Origin of the sequence: Paenibacillus chibensis (assembly GCF_004001045.1) — a bacterium.
In the GTDB taxonomy this organism is placed as follows: domain Bacteria; phylum Bacillota; class Bacilli; order Paenibacillales; family Paenibacillaceae; genus Paenibacillus_AQ; species Paenibacillus_AQ chibensis.
Genome location: NZ_BIMK01000031.1, coordinates 45210 through 69219, shown reverse-complemented (window position 1 = coordinate 69219; position 24010 = coordinate 45210). Strand labels below are relative to the sequence as shown.

The following is a 24010-nucleotide window of genomic DNA, read 5'->3' as shown; positions in this document are numbered from 1 at the left end:
GATGAACATCGTGAATCTGGCCCTGGCCAATATCAAAAGAGGCAAAAGCGCGGCATTTTCATTATTCGTCCTGATCTTTGCGGCGGCGCTGCTTCTCAATGTCGGCATCACGGTGATGTTCAAAATGAGCACCTTCTATGACGATAAAGTGGAGGAACTCCAAGATCCGCACCTGGGCATTATGCTGAACAAGGCAAATGATAAAGCGGCCTACCACGACTACTGGAAGAATAACCCGGACGTGAAAGCATTCGAAATGGAATCCATGATCTTGATGGATGCAGCGAAGTTTCGTTATGGGAAAAGCGATATGAATAGCGGCGCGGCCCTGTTTAATAGCGATGCGAAGCGGCATTTCTCATCTCTGAAGCTGATTCAGAAGCTGGCTCCCGTGCAGCCGGATGACATCTATGTTCCATACAGCTTTAAGACTAGCGGAGGTTACAAACTGGGCGATCCCTTCACCATTACCTTTCAGGAGAAGTCATTCAGCTACCGCGTCGCGGGATTCTTCGAATCGACGATGCTGGGTACGCCGAGCATGGGCATGATGAAGTTCCTGCTGCCGGATGCGGCATACCGCGAATTGTCTGAAGCTTTAGGACCGGCTGCCGAAGGAATCAGTTTGTCCGCTGCCCTTAAAGACAGCCGGCAGTCGACTAAGCAGCTGATGAATGAGTTTAACAAGAGATCCCCGGACCCGAGCCTGAACGCGATTGCTCCGACCTTCTGGGAAACGGATATCGAAACGATGAAAAGCGTCGGTACGATGACGATCAACATCGTCTCCATGATTCTGGTTGCGTTCGCGGGGGTCATCGTGCTGGTCGCCTTGATCGTGATCAAGTTCCGCGTAACGAACAGCATCGATGACGGCATCGTCCATATTGGCGCCCTGAAGGCGATAGGTTATACCAGCCGGCAGATACTGATGTCGATTGTGATGCAGTTCATGTTCATTACGCTTTGTGCGGGCGTCATTGGCGTGGCGCTATCTTATGCCGTTATTCCCGCGTTTGGGGGCATCGTCTCGTCATTAACGGGTCTGCTGTGGATACACGGCTGGGATGCGGAGGCGAATGTTCTTAGCGTTCTAATCGTCACAATACTCGTGCTGGCTGTGACCCTGTTCTCCGCTTCACGCATTCGGAAGCTTCATCCGGTCGCGGCGCTGCGCGGCGGGATGATGACGCATAATTTCAAAAGGAACCCTGTTCCGCTGGAGAAATCCAGGGGAGGTCTTCAATTCATGCTCGCCTGCAAAACGATAATGATGAACGGCAAGCAGAACAGCATGATCGCTTTCATTATCGCAGCCATCACCTTTGCGTCCGTCTTCTCCGTGGTGCTGTATTACAATGTGGCATCCAATAAAAAGGCATTTATTCATCTCGTAGGTGCGGAGACATCCAACGTCATGATACAGGCCAAAACGGCGTCAGACGGCAAAAAGCTGATCCCGGCGATCGAGCGGATGGATGGCGTAGCCAAAATCGCGATTTTGGATTTCATTACGGCCCGGATCGACGGGCAGGACACGTACATGAACATCTCGGATGATTTTGGCAAATTGGAAAACCAGACGGTGTATGAGGGGCGGTTTCCGAAATACGATAACGAAATCGCCGTATCCTGGGCGGTGTCCAAACGGCTTGGTAAAGGCATCGGGGACACGGTCAAGGTTGAAATCAGCCAAGCCTCCCAAACGTACTTGATTACAGGGCTAAGCCAATCGATCAGCAATATGGGGAAAGCGGCATATCTGACCCTGCCCGGGGTAAGGCAGATCCTCCCGGACTATGAGGGCTCCGTCATCAACGTCTATTTGAAGGGGATGGATACGACCCGTTTTATTGAAAGCATCAGAGCCCAACATGGACAGCAGATCGGGAATATCATCAATGTGGATGAGACGATAGACAGTCAAAGCAGCATTTATATTTCGGCGGTGTTCGCCGTAATGGTGTTGGTGCTTGCGATCACGGTGCTGGTCGTCGTCATGATTCTGTATTTGGTTATTAAAACGATGATTCTCAAGCGCAGGCGGGAATTCGGCATATTAAAGGCGACGGGGTATACGACCCTTCAGCTGATGTCCCAGATCGCGATGAGCTTCATACCGATTGTCCTTGTCGGCGTCATCATCGGCGGGGTGCTGGGTTGTGTATACACCAATTCGATGCTTACGTTGCTGCTGTCGGGGGCGGGGATTCATAACGTACAATTCATCGTGAAGATTCCCCTGATCGTCATGCTTTGCATCGGGCTCATTGCGCTGGCCTACCTCGTATCCATGCTGGTAGCCCGCAGGATCAAGCGAATATCGGCTTATGGGATGATCACGGAATAGCCGGGTTTCAGACTGTTAACGGGCCTCCGCGAACAGTGAATACAAACGAAGCAGCCGAAGGGCTGCTTCGTTTTTTATATACTGCTGCTTTCCTGCCGCGGGATCGGTGGGAGTTTAAGGATGATAAATTTATTTCAAATTACAATAAATAATAATTTTTTACCAAAATCATCTTCTCGCCTTATCTTCCCTTTACATTCCCTCCCTATAGTAAAGAGGTAAGCCAAATCCGGATGCTTAACAAACCTTGATTCGATATGGGAGGCCAAATTCAAATGAACATGAAATGGAAAAACCCGTTAGGTTCTATGCTTCGCCATTCCAAGCCTGGAAAGGCCGCGACACTGGTATTGGGCACGGCCCTGATCCTGACCGCATGCGGCGGCAATGCCGGTGAAGATCGCGCGGAGGCGGATGGCTCCAAACCGGCTGAGCAGGCTCAGGATGCCGGGCAGAAAGGCGGAGCGGATGCCAATGCCGAAACGGTCGAGGCGCTGTACGCTAAGGCCAAGCAAGAAGGCAAGCTCATTGTGTATTCGACCTCGGGCCGTGCGAACGACGCGGCAGAGACGTTCATGAAGCAGTACCCGGAGATCAAAGTCGAGGTCAGCAAAGTAAAATCCGACGAAATGATGGATAAGGTGACCAAGGAGCAGGACGCGGGGCAATTCAATCCCGACGTGATCATTACGAAGGAAGTCAGCGGAGCCGTGGAGGAAGAAATGGTGAAGCCCGGCCGCTACATCAAATATTTGCCGGAGGATTTGGCTCCCATGGTCGACGAGCCCTATCGCACGCAAGCGGAAGGGTATGCCAACTACCTGGAATTCCGCACCGTCTTCTATAACACCGAGCATTACAAGACCGCTCCCATTACGAACTGGTGGGACCTGACAACACCGGAGTATAAAGGCAAGGTGTATACCGCCGATCCGCTCAGCTCCCCGGCCTTCATGGACCTGTTTACGACCATGGTCGTAAACAGCGAGGATATGGCGGCTGCTTATAAGGAAAAGTTCGGTAAGGATATCGAGCTGCACGGCACCGAAAATGCAGGCTATGAATTTATCCGGCAGCTGTTCGCTAACGGGCTGATTGTATTAAAAGGAAGCGACGACGTACTAGATGCCATCGGCAAAGCAGACAGCGACGCAATCGGATTGGCGGTGTCCGGCGATGTGTCCAAGGTGGAGGAGAAAGGCTGGAGCATTCTGCCGATTTACGACATCAAGCCGAAAACATCGGTTCCCGACTCGGGTTACCTGTTCCTCGCCAACAAAGCGCCGCATGAGGCGGCAGGCAAGCTGTTCATCCGCTGGATGATGGGCGAGAAGGATGGGCAGGGCGAAGGCATGAACCCTTTTAACGAGGTGGGCTCCTGGGTTCCCCGTTCCGACGTGAAGACCAAAAACGAGATTTCCTTCGAACAGCTGAACCTGTGGAATTATGACGGAGAAGCTTTGTATTTTGCCTCGCCCAAGGTACGGGATTTCTGGATTAAGCAAAAATAACGGTTCCTCATGACTGTGACAAAGGCTGCCGCGAGGCAGCCGTTCCATCAAAAGACAGGAGGAGATAACCGTGCTTCATAGACCTGCACTGCACGCATGGCAGACGAGGTGGCTCAACCGGTGCCGGAATGCGCTGCGGAATCCGCTGAACCTGATCGGGGCGGCGGCCCTTCTGTTTCTGGCGTACACGATCGTCTGGCCAGTACTTCACATGATCTATACGACGTTGGTTTGGAGAACGCAGGATGCACGGCTCACGGCGGCTGCCGATCCCGGTCATTTGACCTTCTACCATTGGCAGCGCGTGCTGGCGAGCGATATCAGCTGGTCCCTCTTTTATAAGCCGGTGGTGAACGCTTTGTCGGTGGGGCTGTCGGTATCCGTGGTATCCATGGTTCTCGGCTGCGGCTTGGCTTGGCTCGTCACGCGCACAGACATTCCGTTCAAGAAAACGATCACGTTTCTGGCGATCATTCCGTATTTGCTGCCGTCCTGGATGCTGTCCCAGGCCTGGCTGACCTTTTTCAAGAACAGCAAAATCGGCGGGACGCCCGGCATTCTGCAGTCGCTGCTGCATGTGGCGCCTCCCGATTGGATTTCTTATGGTTATGTACCGATTGTTATGACCCTGTCCATCCATGACAGCGTCTATTTTTTCCTGCTGGTTGGCGCGGCCTTAAGCTCCATGAACAGCCAACTGGAGGAAGCGGCCGAGATGGTCGGGGCGGGCCGTCTGCAGGTGCTGCGCCGGATCGTGTTCCCGCTGGTACTGCCGTCCGTGCTATCGGGCTTTATCCTGATATTCACCAAGGCGGTCAGCTCCTACGGCGTGCCCGCGCTGCTGGGGACTCCGGTCAACTTTTACATGATCTCGACGATGCTGTATTCCAGCATGCGCTCGCGGCTGACGACGGAAGCAAGCGTGCTTTCTCTGACGCTGATGCTCATCTCCATTGGAGCCATATATTTGAACCAGCGCCTGATCGGGCGCAGACGGAGTTATGTGACGGTGTCGGGCAAAGGCAGTGCGGTAACGCATACCTCCCTTGGAAGGTGGAAGCTTCCCGCGGCGGCAGCGACGGTGATAAGCATGGTCATCGTTGCGGTCGTACCGCTGCTGGTACTGCTGCTGCAAACGTTTTTGCTCAAGGATGGTTCCTTTAGTGCGGCCAATCTTACCCTGCATTACTGGCTGGGAGGCTCGGATCCGAGCATTAACACCGGAGAAAAGGGCGTGCTCCAAAATCCGATTTTCCTGCTTGCCTTGAAAAATTCGCTGGTGATCGCAGGCATCGCCTCGGTGATCGCCGCCGTGATGGGACTTCTCTTCGGTTATGTCGTCGCCCGGGGCAAAAATAGCGCGATGGGCCGGCTCGTGGATCAGCTGTCGTTTTTCCCGTACTTCATTCCCGGCATTTCCCTGGCAGCGATTTATATCACGATGTTCGCGAAGCCCGTGCTGTTCATCCCCGCCCTGTACGGTACGATTACGATCATTATTCTGATCACGGTGGTCAAGGAGCTTCCATTTACAGTCAAAGCGGGCGGCGCCTCGCTGATGCAGATCGGAAACGAGCTGGAGGAAGCCGCCGTTCTCGGCGGAGCGTCCTGGTTTACACGGTTCCGGCGCCTGCTGCTGCCGCTGAGCCGCAAAAGCCTGCTGTCCGCGTTCATCCTCGTCTTCATCGGGGCGATGAAAGAGATGGAGCTGATCATCATGCTCGTCACGCCGCGGACGGAGACGCTGACCACGCTCACCTTTTATTATGTGGAAAAGGGGTATGAGCAGCTGACCAACGTGGTGCTGATGATCATTATCGCGATCGTGGTCACGGTGTACCTGCTGGCCGTGAAGTTCGGGAAGGCCGATTTGACGAAAGGAATAGGGGGTCAGTAATGTGAGTGCGATTCAACTGAAGCAGATTCATGTGAACGTCCAGAACAAGCATATTTTAAAAGGCGTCGATCTGACGATCGAGGAGGGCGACTTCGTCACGCTGCTTGGCCCTTCCGGCTGCGGCAAAACAACGCTGCTCCGCACGATTGCCGGACTGCAGAAGCTGAATGAGGGAACGATCGTCATTGCCGGCAAAGAGGTTGCAAACGGCAGCATGTCCTTTCATATGGACCCGGCGAAGCGGGGCGTAAGCCTGGTGTTTCAGAGCTATGCGCTGTGGCCGCATATGACGGTCTTTGACAATGTCGCCTTCGGCCTGCAGATCCGCAAGCTTGGGAAGCCGGAGATCCGGCAGCGCGTCATGGCTTCCCTGGACAAGATGCGGATTCCCGAGCTGGCGGACCGTTATCCCGGCGAGCTGTCCGGAGGCCAGCAGCAGCGGGTGGCAATCGCCCGCGCCATTGTAACGTCGCCGGAGATTCTGCTGCTGGATGAGCCGCTGTCCAATCTCGACGCCAAACTGCGGACCGAGATGCGCGCCGAGCTCAAACGGCTGCACGGCGAGCTGGGCACGACGATCGTCTACGTTACGCATGACCAGCAGGAAGCCATGACGATGTCGACGAAGGTTGCCGTCTTTTTCGGCGGCGAGCTGGTTCAGGTGGATACGCCGCGAGAGCTGTACCGTCATCCGAAGACGCTGCAGGTGGCGGAATTCATGGGCAGCGGAGACCACAAATTGAACCGGGTGGAAGGAATTTGCCGCAGCAGCGGGAATGAATGTTATATACGCACTCCGCTGGGAGATTTCCGGGTGGCGGAAGGAGATGGCGACCCGGATCGCGGCGTGGTGATGACGCTGAAGCCGGAGGACATCGTGCTGCATGAGAAACGCAAGGAGGGCCTGATCCCGGTAAAAGTGAAGGACGTGCATCCATCGGGCGCCGAGTCGCTGATCCGGATCGATTATGGAGACGTTCAGCTGACCGCCCGTATTCTGGGTGATCCGGAGTTTGAGCCGGGGCAGCTTCTATATGCGGAAATCCGCGAGGACCGCATCAATATGTATGACAAGCAGACAGGCTGCCGTTTGGAGCCCGTTACATTTCATATCAAACCTGCAATGGAGGAACTACACCGATGAAAATTGACTTTCACTTTCATGTTAAACTGTCCAAAAAAACCGATTTCTCGATGGAGCATTTCAACGAAATGCTGGATGAGGCCAGAGACCAAGGGCTGCAGGCCATTACGCTGACCGAGCATTTCAATACGCGCCGTTTCGACGAAGTGTACGGCACGCTGGATCAGATGCTGCCCTGCAACAATCATTATTACGATCGCGGCGGATTTAAAATATTTACGGGCATGGAAGTGGACGTGGCGGAAGGCGGGCATATTCTCGTCAGCGGACCTAAAGACCGTCTGCTCGAGATCCGTGCCCTGCTCGAGAATCACACGACAGCGGATACCTTTATCGGCCTTAAGGAGCTGTTCGAGCTGTGCGAGCCGCGGGGCATGATGGTGATCGGCGGGCACCCGTTCCGTGAGTCCAACCATCTGTACCATGTGGATCCGGAGCTGCTGAGCCGTTTCGACGCTTTCGACCTGAACGGAAAAGACCTTCACGAAATCGGCATTCAGGAAAATATCGCTCTGGTGCTGCCGCTGGGCGCGAAGCTGGGCGTTCCGGTCGTGGCCGGCAGCGATGCCCATCAGATGTTCCAGGTGGGATGCGTGTACAACGAGCTGCCCGGAGATTATGGGACGGTGGCCGAGCTGAAAGCCGCCATTCAGTCCGGCGCATGCCGAAGATTCATCTCCCCGAGCCTGCATCTGCAGGTACGCGCGGCTGGCGCGGTGAAGAAGCTGCTCAAGAAAAAGGTTGAGGTGGATGCGGTATAAGCATCTCAATGCCTTCGCAATTTCAATTCAGGCATCGCTGCGCAGAAGAGGAGGAGGCGCCATGGAACTGACATTTGAGAACCGGAAATTAACCCGCGGACATCAGCGGATCGCCGATTACATCTCCAAACACATGGAGGATATCCCGTTTATGGTGGAGGAGGACATCGCCTCCGCATGTGACGTCAGCATCTCAACGGTATCGCGGTTTTGGGCCGAGGTGAATTGCAAAAATCTGAAGGAATTCAAGCAGAAGGTGAAGGATGAGATGCTGCTCTCCCCGTCGCAAAAGCTGCAGTCGGCTTTTTCCAAAATGAATGAGGAAGACGCCGCCGCGAGCCTTTGGGTCGGAGCCGATTATTTGCAGCAGACGGCAGACCGGCTCGCCCAGGAGGCTTTTGACCAAGCGGCGAGGCTGCTGCGGGAGGCAGGCACGGTCTATGTGTACGGGCCGGGATCGGCAGAAAGCCTGGTCGCGCTCGCCGATTTCAGACTGTCCCGGTTTGGCATGCGGGTGACGCGTCTTGACCGGGGCGGACATGAGCTGTTCAACCGTCTGGTGCATGTGCAGCCGCAGGATGTGGTCCTGATCTTCGGTTTTGTATCCGAGTCGCCGGAGCTGGCGGTGCTGCTGGATGACGCGAAGGAGCGGGGATACCGCACGCTGCTGGTCACGGACCTGTTGGTCAGCCCGATGCTGGATAAGGCGACGGTGACGCTCTATACCGCGCGCGGACAGCTGTGGGAATTCCATTCCATGGTGGCACCCGTCGCGCTGCTTGAGACGCTGATCGTAGCGGTGGGCAAGCAGATGGAGGAGCAGGCGGTGGCGGGAAGCGAAGCGCTGCATCAGCTGCGGAAAAGATACCATAAGCTGCTGCCGAAGCGTATATGAAGGTTAGGAAGGGCTGCCCTGGGGCAGCCCTTTTCGGTTTAACAAGCTTGACCAGGTTACCAAGATTCCGCACGCCGCTATAAAAGAACCGACGACGATGCCGGGGAAGCCTCCGAATTTTATCATGTCCAGATAGGCGTCGCCGGGTTCCGAATCTCTCGAATCATCGCGCTGCTCCCCTCTATTTTGCAGCATTCTGCGCGTAACAAAAAACTATACCTAAATTTTACCATCAAAGGGAGCGGGAAATATGGGATAATGATTTTTAGAAGATATGAGAAGTATGGGAGGAGAAACCGAATTTTGTCTCAATATACGATACGTCCATTGCGCAAGGAAGATTATCCGGCCGTCGCATCGCTGCTGAGCTTGATCTGGTCGCTGCCGACGACGGGCGAGCAATTGCGGGCCGAAGAAGAGAGCATCCCGCCGGGGCAGCTGCATTATGGCGAAGACGGCCAATTAATGGGCTGGGACCGGCCGAAGTGGGTGGCTGTGAACGAGCGGGACGAGGTCGCCGGTTATGCGATCGCCTGGCGCGCGCCCTGGAATGAACCCGGCAGCTTGAACGTCACCTTGGTCGTTCATCCGGACGATCGCGGATGCGGAGCCGGCAGGGCTTTGGCCCGTGAGATGAGGGGCTGGGCTCATGAAGTCAAAGCCTCCCGCCTCGTGTGCTTCATTAAGGAGGATGATCAAGCTTCCCTGGAGTTTGCAGAGCGGCGAGGATATGCCCGGGAGCGGCATACCTTCGAATCGGTGCTTGATCTGGCGTCATACCGCAACGACGCCTTGTTCCAGTGCATCGAAACGGCAGAGCGGTCCGGGATCCGGTTTGTTACCTTAGCGGATGAACCCGGGGAAGAAAACGAACGGAAGCTTCACGAGCTGTACCGGATCACGCATCAGGATATTCCCGGATACAACGAAGACTTCCCCTGGTTCGAGGAATGGCGGAAATGGAACCTTGAGATCCCGGGTGTGCGTGCGGAGTTCGTTCATATCGCCAAGGCAGGCGAGCGCTATGTCGGCGTGGCGACTCTGCAGCAAAATGAGCTTTCCGGCGAAGATATGTACCATCAATATACCGGCGTGCTGCCGGAGTGCCGCGGACAACGACTCGGTCTGGCGCTGAAGCTCCAAGCCGTCAGGACGGCGCTCGCATACGGCGCGACTTCGCTGCGGACCCATAATGATTCCATGAACGCCCCCATGCTCCGGATTAACCGCGATCAGCTCGGCTTCCAAGCCGCTCCGGGAAATTACAAAATGGTTAGCCGTCTACGGTAACCCCAATAAATGAGAACGTACGACCACATTCCCGCGGTCGTACGTTTTTTGGTTCCTTGGTCGAGGAAACGTGGTAAGTTGAATATGAAGGGAAAGGAGGACCGCGGATGGACAAGGAATGCAGGCATACCGAGCTGGCGACGTTCGCCGGCGGATGTTTTTGGTGTATGGTGAAGCCGTTTGATGAGCTTCCCGGCATCCGGTCGATCGTGTCCGGCTATACGGGCGGCCGCACGGAGAACCCGACCTACGAAGAGGTAGGAACGGAAACGACGGGGCATCTCGAAGCGGTGCAGATCAGCTTTGAGCCCGAGGTGTTTCCGTATGCGCGGCTGCTGGAGCTGTATTGGCAGCTGATCGACCCGACCGATGCAGGCGGGCAGTTCATGGACCGCGGGACATCTTACGGGACGGCAATTTTCGTGCACAGCGCCGGGCAGCGGGAGCAGGCGGAAGCCTCGAAGCGCGCGCTGCAGGCCAGCGGCCGGTTCAAACGCAAAATCGTGACCGAAATCCGGGACGCGGGGCCGTTTTATCCGGCGGAAGCCGTCCACCAGCATTATTATAAGTCCCATCGTTACCGCTACAACCAGTATTATGAAGGCTCGGGACGTCCCCGTTTTGCAGAGCGATATTGGCACTCGGAACAGGATAAGGAAGCGCTGTGGCGCCGCCTGACCCGTCTGCAGTATGAAGTGACGCAGAACGGAGTAGACGAACCCCCATACGACAACGAATACTGGAATCAGCTCGAGAGGGTAGCACCAGGAATCACCTTACCAGTAGACGAACCCCCATACGACAACGAATACTGGAATCATGCGAGCGAGGGCATCTATGTGGATATCCTGAGCGGAGATCCGCTGTTCAGCTCTCGGGACCGGTTCGACGCCGGTACGGGAATGCTCGCTTTTACACAGCCGATCCATGAAGGATTTATCGAGAGAAGAGCGGATCTTCGCAGTGGAAAAGCGCGCACGGCCCTATACGGCCGATTGTCCGGCGCATATTTGGGGCATGTATTCCATGACGGCCCGAAACCGGGAGTTTTGCATTACCAGGTGAACTCGGCAGCGGTGCGGTTCGTGCCGAAGGAGAAGGTGGAGCGCGAGAGGCTATGGGACGTATTTGACCTGTTTGATAAGGTATGATAAGTCCTAGTTTATTGAGTTTGTGGTATAATTTAGGTAGTTATTGTTTCGTACATTTTGGTGCGAATGTTAAGTGCACATAGAAAAGCAGGGAGATTCGCACCAATAAATATCCAATTAATTTGATTATTTTACATTAAAAGGGATGTCATTCTCTTTTTTGGAGTTGGTTTATTATAGTTTTAACCGTTTTTCTGGATGTTTATATGAGAAAACGGAGTCGCACCCTGCGTGGGTGCGTGGATTGAAAGCTTCATGCTGCTGCGACCATAGTCAGGATCAACCGTCGCACCCTGCGTGGGTGCGTGGATTGAAAGAATCGACACACACGCAAAAGGATTACCCCGTGTAGTCGCACCCTGCGTGGGTGCGTGGATTGAAAGTTAGGGCAGCAACCCGAATAAAATCCAAATTAAGTCGCACCCTGCGTGGGTGCGTGGATTGAAAGATAAAATGCCGCCCGGGCCGAACAGAGGGCGCGAGAGGTCGCACCCTGCGTGGGTGCGTGGATTGAAAGAAATCCACTCACGATCAATTCGAACACCGGCCGCGCCCTGTCGCACCCTGCGTGGGTGCGTGGATTGAAAGCCACTCCTTTAGATTGATGTGATGATGGATGTACGTCGCACCCTGCGTGGGTGCGTGGATTGAAAGACTCCCATCAGCATCGATCCGAAAATGGTGGACAGTCGCACCCTGCGTGGGTGCGTGGATTGAAAGGATACATCGACGGCCATGCTAGGTAAATGGGCAAAGTCGCACCCTGCGTGGGTGCGTGAATTGAAAGTGCTCGATCGGAAGTAGCGGGTCGTAGAAGTACAGTTGCCTCCTAGCGCAGTGGCCTTTTTAATTGTTGTCAAATCGTACAAATTTCACATTTTTTTGTTCTATATTGTGGATTTTTTGGAGGATATTGATTAACTATATCGAAATTATGATGGGTATATAGAACTATTCTTGCCTTTTAAGTATCAGAAGGGGGAGTTAGATGACCTATATCGCCCATATTCGCAAAAGTGACGATAAACAGCAGACTGTCGAAGAGCATCTGCTGGGCGTAAAAGATCTAGCCGAAGAATTTGGTTATAGCCTAAATATTAAGCACATTACGGGACTGGCAGGTATTCTCCATGATATGGGAAAGTATTCGAATGCATTTAGGGAATACATCCTGGAGGCCGTCCGAAATCCTGATTCACCACCCAAGAGAGGAAGCGTGGATCACTCAACCGCTGGTGGACGCTTGCTTTATAACTTATTTCATACGAGCAAAATAGACCCGGCCAAGGGGATTTTAGCTGAAGTGGTCGGTAACGCAGTAATTTCTCATCATGCATATCTCCAAGATTTTTTGAATCCGGAGTTAGAGTCGGACTATTTGCGACGAGTACGGGACAAGGATTTAGATGAATTTGAAGTGAGCGAGCGTCTCTTCTTTAATCATGTGATAGGTGAAGAGGAATTCCATCGATATGTCGATCAAGCCGCAGCGGAGCTTGTTACCTTTCGAAATAAACCTTCAACGTTGAATAGTGAAGCTAAGATTATGTTTTTAACCAAGTTTGTGTTCAGCGCACTGATTGATGCGGATCGGACAAACACCAGGAGGTTTGAAGAGAACGGGATACAAGAACCTGAGGAGCCTGATAGACAAGATCTGTTCAACACCTATTACATCCGACTATTAGATGAAGTCAATGCGCTCACAGAACGAAGTACAAACCATTCTCTTATCAATGTACTTAGAAGCCGAATGTCTGAACAATGCGATGGATTTGCAGATAGACCCTCTGGCATATATACCTTATCTATCCCGACTGGCGGCGGCAAAACCTTGGCCAGTCTTAGGTATGCACTGAAACACGCTATAAATCATAACAAACAGCGTATTATTTACGTTCTGCCATACACGACCATTATTGAGCAGAATGCGGCGGAGGTGCGTCGGATTTTGCAGGATGAAGTTCATATCTTAGAACATCATTCGAATGTAATTGAGGACACGGATGATGATGAACGGATGGATGGTGTGTTGAATGTAAGGCAGAAGCTTAAGTTAGCAAAAGACAATTGGGAGTCGCGGATTATCTTCACAACGATGGTGCAGTTTTTGAATGTGTTTTATGCAAAAGGAAGCAGAAATATCCGAAGACTGCATCATTTAAGTGAATCCGTCATTATTTTCGATGAAGTTCAGAAGGTACCCGTCTCCTGTGTGTCTTTATTTAATGAAGCTTTAAACTTCTTATCTGCCTACGGTCAAAGTAGTATGGTGCTGTGTACAGCCACCCAACCTGCACTAGATTTTGTCGAACATAAGCTGAATATCAATCCAGACGCTGAGATGATTGATCAGTTGGATGAAGTCATTGCTGCATTTAAGAGGGTGGAAATTAGGGACCTGGCGACGGATAACTTATTCAATAATGATAGGCTTACAGATTTTGTGAATGAAAAAATGAAAGACACGAAAAGTGTCTTGGTCATATTAAACACGAAGACGGTTGTGAGAAAGCTATACGAGCAGTTAGTGCTAACTGTCGGAGATATACCGGTTTATCATTTAAGCACGTCTATGTGTGCGGCACACCGAAAAAGAAAGCTGGGCGAAATCAGACTGCATTTAAGTAATGGGGATCCCATTGTATGCGTAAGTACGCCACTAATTGAAGCGGGAGTTGATGTGAGCTTCGAATGCGTTATTCGCTCATTGGCGGGTCTGGATTCGATAGCGCAAGCAGCAGGGCGGTGCAACAGGCACGGGGAGCGTGAAGTTCAGCAGGTCTATGTTATTGATCATGAGGAAGAAAATCTAAACCATTTGAAGGAAGTGAAGTCAGGGAAGCAAATCTCGAAAAGGATTTTAATTGACCTGAAACGTAACTCGTCGAGTCATGGCGGAAATATATTATCGGTCAAAGCCATGGAGCGATACTTCCATGAGTTTTATACGGAACTTGCTTCAAGCTTAAATTATTCTATCCCCAAGCTGAGAGTTGAAATGACGTCATTATTAACTGCTAGTAAATCTGAAAATGATTATTATCAAGCATATTCTAGAAACAAAAGCCAAAGATTACCTCTGTTTATAGCCAACAGTTACCACACAGCCGCAGAGCATTTTCAAGTAATAGATCATATAGCGACGTCGGTCCTCGTACCTTACGGAGATGAGGGGAAAGAAATTATAGCTTCGTTGAATGGAGCCGAGCGCATTGAAGATTTCTCCAGGTTACTGAGAAGAGCACAGCAATATACGATTAACATATTTGATTATGAACTTCAGAAATTGTTAAAGAACGACGGAATTGAAAGAATTCTGGATGGACAGATTTTGGTTTTGAAAGAAGGAGCTTATAGTGAAGAGTTTGGACTAAACGACGAGAACGACAGTTGGCTGGGCATGAACTTATTTTAATAGATGCAATGAAAGGAGGTGAATCGATGAGAAATTCCATTGAGTTTGTGGTATACGGCGACTACGCACTCTTCACAGATCCTCTGACGAAGCTTGGCGGTGAGAAGTTGTCATATCAGGTGCCGACGTATCAGGCCATTAAAGGGGTTGTAGAAAGCATTTACTGGAAACCAACGCTTATATTTATCGTGGATGAAATTCGAGTGATAAATCCGATCCGCATGGAATCGAAGGGAGTACGTCCGATTGATTATGGCGGAGGAAATACGCTTGCCAACTACACATATTTAAAGGATGTGAAATACCAAGTCAGAGCTCACTTTGAATTCAATATGAATCGTCCAGATATGACATTTGACCGTAATGAACATAAGCACCATAACATTTTGAAACGATCTCTTGAGGCAGGAGGACGCAGAGACATTTTTTTAGGTACACGCGAATGCCAGGGGTATGTGGAACCTTGCAGATTTGGTGAAGGTGACGGGTTTTACGACGGTTATGGTGAAATTCATCTGGGGACTATGGTGCACGGGATCAACTACCCGGATGAAACCGGAAGAGATCAGATGGAAGTGCGCCTATGGAATCCTGTCATGAGAGACGGGGTCATTGTTTTTTTAAGGCCGGAGCAGTGCGGACAAGTGCGTAAAATTACGGATATGAAGCCGAAGCGTTTTGATGCGAACAATGTTGAATCGGCGGATGCATTGTTAGCCCAATGGGGAGAGGAGGTGAATCCATGAGTTGGCTTTTAAATCTATATGAAACCTATGAATCGAATTTGGATCGTGTCGGTAAGATCGAAAAAAAGAACAATGATCGTGAATATACTCTTCTTCCTATCTCGCATACGACTCAGAATGCGCATATTGAAGTTTCAATTACGGAAGATGGAGAATTCCACTCTGCTTTCGTCATTACCAATAAGGATGCTAGCACGCTGATCCCCAGCACAGAAAAGTCAGCAAGCCGTGCAGGAGCGGTAATCGCACCCTATCCGCTGCATGATAAATTGAGTTATGTAGCAGGGGACTTCAGAGAATACGGGGGCAAAATCAAAGAGGAAGAGCCCTTCAAGACTTACATACAAGAACTTCAGAACTGGGCGGAATCCCCCCATGCACATTCCAAAGTAAAAAGCATTTATCAATACTTGAGCAAAAGACAGTTAATTCATGATTTAGTTGCACATCACATTCTCTGTGTGGATGAGAACCAGCGTCTGATCGAAAAGTGGGACAAGAAATACGAAGCGTTATATTCGGAGAAACCTGCCATTTTTAGCGTGCTGGCTGGTGAACAAGACAGTGCTTTTATCCGTTTTAATGTGTACTCCCCTGAGCGTATGTTGACGAAAGTATGGAAAGACGCGGAAATGTATGATTCGTTTATTCACTTTTACCGGGAGCGTTTGAGCGATAAAGATCTTTGTTACGTTACCGGGAAAATGCTTCCGAGCACGGATAAACATGCGAATAAAATACGCAATCCGGCAGATAAGGCGAAGCTCATCTCAGCCAATGATACTTCAGGATTTACGTTTCGAGGACGATTTAAAGAGAGCAGGGACGCAGCCAGCATCAGTTATGACGTCTCCCAGAAGGCCCATAACGCATTAAAATGGCTAATTAATCGTCAAGGGAAAATTATCGATCAGCGGGTATTCCTCGTGTGGGGAAATGATGCAATTGACCTCCCCGATCCAACAGAAGATACCTTTTCTTTGGATCCTGAGATCGTTTCGGCTGATGTCATCATGTCCAATACCAATATGCCCTTAGCTATCGAGGTAGCTAAAGCATTGGACGGTTACAAAAACAAACTGGATCGGAGTTCCGCAGAGCATTTCAAATCAGAGGCCAATATATTGGTGCTGGATTCAGCCACAACGGGCCGAATGGCCGTGTTATACTTCCGAAACTTAAATAAGGAACTTTATCTGGATAGGCTCGCAAAATGGCATTCTACTTGCGCATGGCTTCACCGCTATCGTAAAAATGAGGATGGAGAATTCGTCCAGTTTTACGGTGCCCCAGCAACGAAAGATATTGCTTTCGCCGCATACGGGCCAAGAGCAAGCGATAAAATCGTCAAAGGGCTCATGGAACGCATGCTGCCGTGCATCATCGACGGTGCGGCAATTCCTCGAGATATTGTGAACAGTGTTTATCACCGTGCATCCAATCCTGTTTCCATGGAAAAGTGGGAGTGGGAGAAGACGCTTAGTATTGCCTGCGCTTTAATTAATCATAAGGAGGGGCTTCTAGTGGCATTAGATAAGGAGAATGAGAATCGTGACTACCTGTTCGGACGTTTACTTGCTGTGGCAGATGTATTGGAGAGGCAGGCACTGGGCCGTGATGAACAGCGCGCAACCAATGCTATTCGATATATGAACGCATATTCCAAGCATCCAGAGAGAACATGGAATACGATTCAACAGAACTTGCAGGCCTATCAAGCAAAGCTGGGAGCCAAAGCAATCTATTTATCCAAAATTATAGACGAAATTGGCTCAAAGTTTAAATCCGAGGATTTCAACAACAAGCCTTTATCCGGTAAATACCTGTTAGGATTCTACAGCCAACGCCATGAACTTTATCAAAAGAAAGATAAAACGGAAGATGCGGAATTCGCATCCCATTAAGAGGAGAGATAAAGATGAGCAGTTTAGATCATAAAATCGATTTTGCGGTTGTTTTGTCGGTCAACAATGCTAATCCTAATGGAGATCCGCTAAACGGCAACCGTCCGAGACAAAATTATGACGGCTATGGAGAAATATCCGATGTGGCGATCAAACGGAAAATCCGAAATCGGCTGCAGGATATGGGTGAAATCATTTTTGTGCAGTCGAATGACAGAAAGAATGATGACTATAACAGCTTAAGAGAGCGAGCCGATGGCAATGCTGAATTAAATCAAATTTTCAAGTCCAAAACAGCTTCAAGCGATGATTTTGCTCGTGTCGCCTGTATGCAATGGTTAGATGTTCGCAGCTTTGGCCAAGTTTTTGCTTTTAAAGGATCTGGAAGCGGAAGCGGTGTCTCGGTAGGTGTAAGAGGACCAGTATCTATTCATACGGCAAAAAGCGTAAACCCGATTGATATTACAAGCATGCAGATTACCAAGAGCGTGAATTCCGAGCCAGGTAAAGAACGGGGTTCCGATACCATGGGAATGAAGCACCGTGTTGATTTTGGGTTGTATGTTTTTTATGGCAGCATAAATACTCAGTTGGCGGAGAAAACCGGATTTACGAATGAAGATGCGGATAAAATCAAACAGGCCATAATAACTCTTTTTGAGAATGATGCGTCCTCGGCTAGACCCGAAGGAAGCATGGAAATCCATAAAGTATACTGGTGGACGCATTCCTCCAAATTGGGGCAATACTCTTCGGCCAAAGTTCACCGTTCACTATCTGTGAAACCACGGACAGACGAACCGAGGTCTTTCGAGGATTTCGTGATCGAAGTCACTGAACTGGACGGCTTGAAGGTCGATATGATCGATGGACGTTAATGAAGATGATCACTACCTTATGCTGTCCGGTATTCAACATTTTGAATTTTGTAAAAGACAGTGGGCATTAATTCACATTGAGCAACAATGGGAAGAAAATGTGAGGACCGTGGAAGGACAGCATCTTCACCGAAAGACTGACCAGCCTTTTATAAGGGAAAAGCGAGGGGATAGACTTATTGTACGAGCTATGCCTATCCAATCGAAAAACCTTCAAATTACGGGGGTCTGTGATGTGGTGGAATTTATTCAAAATGATGATGGCGTAGAAATCCATGGCGCAGAAGGCAAATATATACCTTATCCTGTGGAGTATAAGAGAGGCAAGCCCAAAGTTAATGATGCTGATGTTCTACAATTAGCAGCACAGGCTCTGTGTCTTGAAGAAATGATGTTGTGTAAGGTTGAAGTCGGATATTTATTTTACCACGAAATCAAACATCGGATTGAAGTGCAGCTAACTTCGAATATCAAAGATAAAGTGACTGCCGCTATTACTGAAATGCAGGACTATTATAAACGTAGGTATACGCCAAAAGTGAAAACAGGTTCATTTTGCCAAAGTTGTTCCCTTCATTCGATATGTTTACCGGAGGTCTTGAATAAGCGTATGGTTAGTAGTTACGTTGAGGGGAAAATGAGAGAATGAAAAAACTCCTAAATACATTGTTTATTACTCAACCAGACGTATATTTGTCGCTTGATGGAGATAACGTCGTCTTACTGAAAGATCAAGACAAATTGGGAAGGTTGCCCCTTCATAATTTGGAGTCCATCGTTGCTTTTGGTTACACAGGAGCTAGTCCGGCATTCATGGGGTATTGCGCCGAAAGAAATATTTCTATTGTTTTCATGACCATGAACGGTAGATTTTTAGCAAGAGTTGTCGGTGAAAGCAAAGGAAATGTCATCTTGCGAAAGAAGCAATGTCTTGTATCGGAAAGCGAGATCCTTTCTGCGAGAATTGCACGAAATTTCATCATTGGTAAAATATTCAACCATAAATGGATGCTGGAAAGAATGACGCGTGATTACCCGCTACGTATAAATGTAGAAGAATTTAAGGCTGTTTCCCAACATTTATCTTCACTTATGCTAATGATCCGGGAATGTGAGGATTTGGAACGGATCCGAGGTTTAGAAGGGCAGGCTGCGCTGGCTTACAATCAATTGTTTAACGATATGATCTTGCAGCAAAAAGAAGATTTTTATTTTCATGGGCGTTCTCGTAGGCCTCCATTGGATCGTGTAAATGCGATGCTCTCACTTGCTTATACTCTATTGGCAAATGATACCGCTTCTGCCTTGGAAGGCGTAGGCTTGGATGCTTATATTGGATTTCTACATCGAGATCGTCCTGGTCGTGCCTCCTTGGCACTGGATCTCATGGAGGAACTGCGAGGTGTCTTTGCCGATAAGTTTGTACTTTCTCTCATCAATAAAAAAATGATGAGCAGAGAAGATTTTATCCTCAAAGAAAACGGTGCAGTAATCATGACAGATGAAGGTAGAAAGAAGTTTCTTACGGCTTGGCAAAGCAAAAAACAAGAAAAAATCACTCACCCGTATCTGGGCGAGAAAATATCTTGGGGATTGGTTCCGCATGCGCAGGCTTTATTATTAGCAAGATACTTGCGCAATGATCTAGATGAATATCCTCCATTTCTTTGGAAGTAGGTGCGATCTATGCTGGTCTTAATTACGTATGATGTCAGTACGATGAGCAGTGAAGGACAGCGCAGACTCCGTAAAGTATCAAAAATTTGTCAAGATTATGGTCAACGTGTTCAGCATTCTGTTTTTGAATGCATTGTCGATGCTACCCAGTTTACAGTATTGAAAATGAAGCTCATGGATGTCATTGATCCAGAAGAGGATAGCCTTCGAATTTATCAGATGGGGAACAATTACAAAAATAAAGTTGAACATGTGGGTATTAAGCAATCTCTAGATTTGGAAGGGCCTCTTATTGTGTAGTGCGAATGTGAAGTGAACATGTTTTTCCAGGGCGATTCGCACCACGCAAATTCCATTTAACAATAAAAATCTCAAAAAAAGTAAATTTATTTGAGGCTAAAAATGTAATTATTGGATAATTAAGTTTAGATTAATGCTGATTGTGATGTTTTTTCCTTGAAAATCGGAGTCGCACCCTACGTGGGTGCGTGGATTGAAAGCTCGGGCTTGGGGTCAGTTCCACCCTCGGCCCCTTCGTCGCACCCTACGTGGGTGCGTGGATTGAAAGTGATGAAGAAGTGAACGGGAAAAAAGTATCGCAAGTGTCGCACCCTACGTGGGTGCGTGGATTGAAAGTTAACCCCTCAACACAAAATTCAACCATTGCAGTCGCACCCTACGTGGGTGCGTGGATTGAAAGTTGAATCCAATTACGGACTATCCGGTCTTAGTGTGTCGCACCCTACGTGGGTGCGTGGATTGAAAGTATGCAAGCAGCCCCGGATTCAATACATCAAATGTCGCACCCTACGTGGGTGCGTGGATTGAAAGTCGTGGGTTACAGCTGAGAACGGCTCCGATTACGGTCGCACCCTACGTGGGTGCGTGGATTGAAAGTTTGCAAACGGAAAGAGGCTAACAGTTCCTTATGGTCGCACCCTACGTGGGTGCGTGGATTGAAAGTGGGCTTATGCTGACGGCAATGAGCGTCTGAGCTGGTCGCACCCTACGTGGGTGCGTGGATTGAAAGTCCCTGAAGATATTGTCTTTTTAGAAGAGGAGGCAGTCGCACCCTACGTGGGTGCGTGGATTGAAAGATACCATGAGAAACAACGGCGAATACGAGCTATAGTCGCACCCTACGTGGGTGCGTGGATTGAAAGAAATAACATCATATGGGAGGAATTCAAATGTACGTCGCACCCTACGTGGGTGCGTGGATTGAAAGCAGCCGATGCCATCATAACAAACCCGCCGTTTAAGCGTCGCACCCTACGTGGGTGCGTGGATTGAAAGGCCATGACGGACAATACCCGCGAACAAAAGGAACGTCGCACCCTACGTGGGTGCGTGGATTGAAAGCCTGATCAGCCAAGACAAAAGGGTTTGGGAAGTTGTCGCACCCTACGTGGGTGCGTGGATTGAAAGATCAAGACTTAGACAGCCGATCCGTTAACACCAAGTCGCACCCTACGTGGGTGCGTGGATTGAAAGATTATTCTGGAATGAGACTTGGAACCAAATTCTGTCGCACCCTACGTGGGTGCGTGGATTGAAAGTCGATAAGAACCGTATCTCTCTCAAAGCGCTGAGTCGCACCCTACGTGGGTGCGTGGATTGAAAGAGTTCCTAAAGGAACTACAGAACGAACTAAACAGGTCGCACCCTACGTGGGTGCGTGGATTGAAAGTTGATCAGATGAAAGAAACCTTTAGACTTTTGAGTCGCACCCTACGTGGGTGCGTGGATTGAAAGAGGGAACGCTTATGCAGTTACGCTTAACCCTGCGCGTCGCACCCTACGTGGGTGCGTGGATTGAAAGTTGCCCGCCTATGGCTTATACGTTCGGTGGTATTGTCGCACCCTACGTGGGTGCGTGGATTGAAAGTAACAGCATTTATTAACTCGGAGATCGATAATCCTAGTCGCACCCTACGTGGGTGCGTGGATTGAAAGTCCGATCTTGGTGAATATCCGGTCCATGTCATCTAAAGTCGCACCCTACGTGGGTGCGTGGATTGAAAGGCAGTACGAACGAAATACGCAATTACACAGGATAGTCGCACCCTACGTGGGTGCGTGGATTGAAAGTCACTGTACCCTGCTGATATGGCAGCCTGTGTTGTCGCACCCTACGTGGGTGCGTGGATTGAAAGATCAACTTCCAGCCATTCGGCCTTATAAGGATAGTCGCACCCTACGTGGGTGCGTGGATTGAAAGTCTATTACTTCCCATGCTGCGGTTATGTCGGTTGCGTCGCACCCTACGTGGGTGCGTGGATTGAAAGTACGTTAACGGTCAGAGGCATTCGTTTTCAAGCGTCGCACCCTACGTGGGTGCGTGGATTGAAAGCAAGACGACGGTAGACGCGTTTAAGGCCATGGGAGTCGCACCCTACGTGGGTGCGTGGATTGAAAGCTATGTCGGACTGATCCAAGTCCTAATCGAAGTCCTGGTCGCACCCTACGTGGGTGCGTGGATTGAAAGAGGACTAGGTGAGGTAGGGAAATCAATACTATCCGTCGCACCCTACGTGGGTGCGTGGATTGAAAGAAATGGATCGTGATATTCATTTCTGGATATGGCGCAGTCGCACCCTACGTGGGTGCGTGGATTGAAAGAGGTCAAGAGCTTCGCGCTATGAAGTGGGATGAAGTCGCACCCTACGTGGGTGCGTGGATTGAAAGTTGCCTGTCTTGGATGGCGCGTGTGTTGACATCGTTGTCGCACCCTACGTGGGTGCGTGGATTGAAAGCGGAAGAGCGGTAAGGGTCATACCATCTCCGCTGAGGTCGCACCCTACGTGGGTGCGTGGATTGAAAGAGATTTCACGGGCTGCACATCATAACCAACAACGTCGCACCCTACGTGGGTGCGTGGATTGAAAGCGGCTTGATTGATTGATATTATTTGCCGCCGATGTCGCACCCTACGTGGGTGCGTGGATTGAAAGTTAAAGCAAGGATTTCACTTTGCCGCATGCCTGTTGGTCGCACCCTACGTGGGTGCGTGGATTGAAAGAAAGAAAGAGAATTGATGGTATCTGGGGGGCGTGTCGCACCCTACGTGGGTGCGTGGATTGAAAGCTCGAGTCTGCATAGAGAACAAAAATCGTAAAGGTCGCACCCTACGTGGGTGCGTGGATTGAAAGTTGATACAAAGGATGTGAATAATTGGCAATTAGGGTCGCACCCTACGTGGGTGCGTGGATTGAAAGATGCATGCCGTGTGACATGATCCTGCAGTACGCTGTCGCACCCTACGTGGGTGCGTGGATTGAAAGTAAAGGTGATGCAATGATGGAACTGGCAGAAGGGTCGCACCCTACGTGGGTGCGTGGATTGAAAGAAAGGTTGCGGCATGAAGGTAAAGTGCGAGGAGCTAGTCGCACCCTACGTGGGTGCGTGGATTGAAAGATGGTCGGAAAAGCCCTACGGTTTTTCATTCAGTGTCGCACCCTACGTGGGTGCGTGGATTGAAAGACGATAAGTGAAGTTGCCGTAACATTAGCGATTTTTGGTCGCACCCTACGTGGGTGCGTGGATTGAAAGCCGTATTCCGGGACCTGAAAAATCACCCCTTTTTTCATTCATGAGGATTGAAAAGGGGGCTTTTTGCGTTGTCTTCTCTCGTTATGTGGCACGGTCTCATTCCTCTGCAAAGTTTGGATTTTTGTAACAAAAAGGAATACAAGCCATCTCCATACACTAATTATTTTCTCGATCATATCCGATATGTTTTATGTAAACTATTTTCTGAAAATCCCTAGAGAGACAGGTGCATCTTGCCAAAAGGAGAGGAGACTATGTTTAAAAGGGTTGAAAACGAACTGGAGCTGGCGATGTTTAACGGAATCTGGACAACGGTCTGGCTGGAAAAAGGCTTCGAGCTTGAATTCTCCGATGAGATCCTGGAGAGATACGTGGTCGTGACGGATGAAGGGCATTATGTCGGATCGGCGGAAATCAAGCCATACTGCTTCGACAGCTCGATCAACGAGACCGCAGCCTTTGATCAGCATCCGGTCATTCGGCAGGCGGAAGGGGCTGTAGTAGAGATCGATAAGATGGCGGTTCTGAACACCTATCGGGGCCATTTTATTTCCGAGCTGCTCTCCGCAACGGTGGAATTCGCAGAAAGAAACAAGATAAAGTATTTCGTTACCTTAATGGAACCGGTGCTGCAGCGGGCGCTGCGCATTTCGTTTCAGGTGCCCATGGAGAAGATATCGAAAAAGGTCTTTTATAAAGGAGATTATGTCCTTCCGACCATCGTGAACGTCAAGGAGATCTACAGCCATAAGGACCGCTATTCCTGGCTCATGCTCCCCCGAACGGCGGCCCATTCAGGATCAGGGATCGGGTAGACCTAAGGAACCTACGGACAC

17 protein-coding genes and 2 CRISPR repeat arrays are annotated in these 24010 nt (G+C 49.9%); of the genes, 16 read left to right on the top strand and 1 reads right to left on the bottom strand.

The genetic code is table 11. From position 1 onward, the window contains the following. Position 1: 1 nt before the first annotated feature. From PCH05_RS20775 to PCH05_RS20750, 6 genes are all read left to right on the top strand, one after another. Positions 2–2350: an ABC transporter permease gene (locus PCH05_RS20775; protein ID WP_127605443.1), complete on the top strand. Its 2349-nt coding sequence runs from the start codon at positions 2–4 to the stop codon at positions 2348–2350. A gap of 275 nt (positions 2351–2625) precedes the next feature. After that, a complete protein-coding gene (locus PCH05_RS20770; RefSeq protein WP_246049811.1) occupies positions 2626–3861 on the top strand; it encodes an ABC transporter substrate-binding protein in 1236 nt (411 codons plus the stop codon). 70 nt (positions 3862–3931) lie between these two features. After that, positions 3932–5758 carry an ABC transporter permease gene (locus PCH05_RS20765; protein WP_127605441.1) on the top strand — a complete coding sequence of 609 codons (1827 nt, stop codon included), beginning with the start codon at positions 3932–3934 and terminating at the stop codon, positions 5756–5758. Between the two features lies 1 nt (position 5759). Beyond that, a complete protein-coding gene (locus PCH05_RS20760) occupies positions 5760–6902 on the top strand; it encodes an ABC transporter ATP-binding protein (protein ID WP_127605439.1) in 1143 nt (380 codons plus the stop codon). Further along, the gene (locus PCH05_RS20755) at positions 6899–7663 is read left to right on the top strand and encodes a PHP-associated domain-containing protein (protein WP_127605437.1); all 765 of its coding nucleotides are present in this window, start codon (positions 6899–6901) and stop codon (positions 7661–7663) included. The genes PCH05_RS20760 and PCH05_RS20755 overlap by 4 nt, the downstream gene beginning before the upstream one ends. Before the next feature lie 61 nt (positions 7664–7724). Continuing rightward, positions 7725–8558: a MurR/RpiR family transcriptional regulator gene (locus PCH05_RS20750; RefSeq protein WP_127605435.1), complete on the top strand. Its 834-nt coding sequence runs from the start codon at positions 7725–7727 to the stop codon at positions 8556–8558. A gap of 3 nt (positions 8559–8561) precedes the next feature. On the opposite strand, the gene PCH05_RS27395 is transcribed toward PCH05_RS20750, so the two are convergent. After that, positions 8562–8753 carry a hypothetical protein gene (locus PCH05_RS27395; RefSeq protein WP_164766741.1) on the bottom strand — a complete coding sequence of 64 codons (192 nt, stop codon included), beginning with the start codon at positions 8751–8753 and terminating at the stop codon, positions 8562–8564. A 108-nt stretch (positions 8754–8861) separates the two neighbouring features. On the opposite strand from PCH05_RS27395, the gene PCH05_RS20745 reads away from it, so the two are divergent. The 10 genes from PCH05_RS20745 to PCH05_RS20700 all read left to right on the top strand — a co-directional run bounded on the left by PCH05_RS20745 (position 8862) and on the right by PCH05_RS20700 (position 23989). After that, positions 8862–9848: a GNAT family N-acetyltransferase gene (locus tag PCH05_RS20745; protein WP_164766740.1), complete on the top strand. Its 987-nt coding sequence runs from the start codon at positions 8862–8864 to the stop codon at positions 9846–9848. Between the two features lie 107 nt (positions 9849–9955). Further along, complete coding sequence (gene msrA, locus PCH05_RS20740; RefSeq protein WP_127605431.1) at positions 9956–10999, top strand: peptide-methionine (S)-S-oxide reductase MsrA; 1044 nt, start codon at positions 9956–9958, stop codon at positions 10997–10999. A 219-nt stretch (positions 11000–11218) separates the two neighbouring features. Next, positions 11219–11786: direct repeats of the CRISPR family, unit length 32 nt; unit sequence GTCGCACCCTGCGTGGGTGCGTGGATTGAAAG. 201 nt (positions 11787–11987) lie between these two features. Continuing rightward, positions 11988–14417 (top strand): CRISPR-associated helicase Cas3', encoded by a 2430-nt coding sequence (cas3, locus tag PCH05_RS20735; protein ID WP_127605429.1) that lies wholly within the window; start codon positions 11988–11990, stop codon positions 14415–14417. A 26-nt stretch (positions 14418–14443) separates the two neighbouring features. Next, on the top strand, positions 14444–15163 hold the full coding sequence (gene cas5c, locus PCH05_RS20730; protein ID WP_127605427.1) for a type I-C CRISPR-associated protein Cas5c: 720 nt from the start codon (positions 14444–14446) through the stop codon (positions 15161–15163). Further along, positions 15160–17067 carry a type I-C CRISPR-associated protein Cas8c/Csd1 gene (cas8c, locus tag PCH05_RS20725; RefSeq protein ID WP_127605425.1) on the top strand — a complete coding sequence of 636 codons (1908 nt, stop codon included), beginning with the start codon at positions 15160–15162 and terminating at the stop codon, positions 17065–17067. The genes cas5c and cas8c overlap by 4 nt, the downstream gene beginning before the upstream one ends. A 14-nt stretch (positions 17068–17081) precedes the next feature. Next, the gene (gene cas7c, locus PCH05_RS20720) at positions 17082–17945 is read left to right on the top strand and encodes a type I-C CRISPR-associated protein Cas7/Csd2 (RefSeq protein ID WP_127605423.1); all 864 of its coding nucleotides are present in this window, start codon (positions 17082–17084) and stop codon (positions 17943–17945) included. Next, on the top strand, positions 17935–18594 hold the full coding sequence (gene cas4, locus PCH05_RS20715; RefSeq protein ID WP_127605421.1) for a CRISPR-associated protein Cas4: 660 nt from the start codon (positions 17935–17937) through the stop codon (positions 18592–18594). Before cas7c ends, cas4 begins: the two co-directional genes overlap by 11 nt. After that, positions 18591–19622 carry a type I-C CRISPR-associated endonuclease Cas1c gene (gene cas1c, locus PCH05_RS20710; protein WP_127605419.1) on the top strand — a complete coding sequence of 344 codons (1032 nt, stop codon included), beginning with the start codon at positions 18591–18593 and terminating at the stop codon, positions 19620–19622. Before cas4 ends, cas1c begins: the two co-directional genes overlap by 4 nt. Positions 19623–19631: 9 nt before the next feature. Further along, positions 19632–19922, top strand: a complete 291-nt coding sequence (gene cas2 / locus PCH05_RS20705) for a CRISPR-associated endonuclease Cas2 (RefSeq protein WP_127605416.1) — start codon at positions 19632–19634, stop codon at positions 19920–19922. Between the two features lie 168 nt (positions 19923–20090). Further along, a CRISPR array of direct repeats spans positions 20091–23174; the repeat unit is 32 nt; unit sequence GTCGCACCCTACGTGGGTGCGTGGATTGAAAG. Positions 23175–23428: 254 nt separating this feature from the next. Continuing rightward, the gene (locus PCH05_RS20700; RefSeq protein ID WP_127605414.1) at positions 23429–23989 is read left to right on the top strand and encodes a hypothetical protein; all 561 of its coding nucleotides are present in this window, start codon (positions 23429–23431) and stop codon (positions 23987–23989) included. Positions 23990–24010: the final 21 nt, after the last annotated feature.

Bases quoted from the DNA above. Each gene is read 5' to 3' on its own strand.
- cas5c (WP_127605427.1), top strand. From the start codon at position 14,444: ATGAGAAATTCCATTGAGTTTGTGGTATACGGCGACTACGCACTCTTC.
- PCH05_RS20770 (WP_246049811.1), top strand. From the start codon at position 2,626: ATGAACATGAAATGGAAAAACCCGTTAGGTTCTATGCTTCGCCATTCC.
- cas2 (WP_127605416.1), top strand. From the start codon at position 19,632: ATGCTGGTCTTAATTACGTATGATGTCAGTACGATGAGCAGTGAAGGA.
- msrA (WP_127605431.1), top strand. From the start codon at position 9,956: ATGGACAAGGAATGCAGGCATACCGAGCTGGCGACGTTCGCCGGCGGA.
- cas4 (WP_127605421.1), top strand. From the start codon at position 17,935: ATGGACGTTAATGAAGATGATCACTACCTTATGCTGTCCGGTATTCAA.
- PCH05_RS27395 (WP_164766741.1), bottom strand. From the start codon at position 8,753: ATGCTGCAAAATAGAGGGGAGCAGCGCGATGATTCGAGAGATTCGGAA.
- cas8c (WP_127605425.1), top strand. From the start codon at position 15,160: ATGAGTTGGCTTTTAAATCTATATGAAACCTATGAATCGAATTTGGAT.
- PCH05_RS20750 (WP_127605435.1), top strand. From the start codon at position 7,725: ATGGAACTGACATTTGAGAACCGGAAATTAACCCGCGGACATCAGCGG.
- cas3 (WP_127605429.1), top strand. From the start codon at position 11,988: ATGACCTATATCGCCCATATTCGCAAAAGTGACGATAAACAGCAGACT.
- PCH05_RS20700 (WP_127605414.1), top strand. From the start codon at position 23,429: ATGTTTAAAAGGGTTGAAAACGAACTGGAGCTGGCGATGTTTAACGGA.
- PCH05_RS20755 (WP_127605437.1), top strand. From the start codon at position 6,899: ATGAAAATTGACTTTCACTTTCATGTTAAACTGTCCAAAAAAACCGAT.
- cas7c (WP_127605423.1), top strand. From the start codon at position 17,082: ATGAGCAGTTTAGATCATAAAATCGATTTTGCGGTTGTTTTGTCGGTC.
- cas1c (WP_127605419.1), top strand. From the start codon at position 18,591: ATGAAAAAACTCCTAAATACATTGTTTATTACTCAACCAGACGTATAT.
- PCH05_RS20775 (WP_127605443.1), top strand. From the start codon at position 2: ATGAACATCGTGAATCTGGCCCTGGCCAATATCAAAAGAGGCAAAAGC.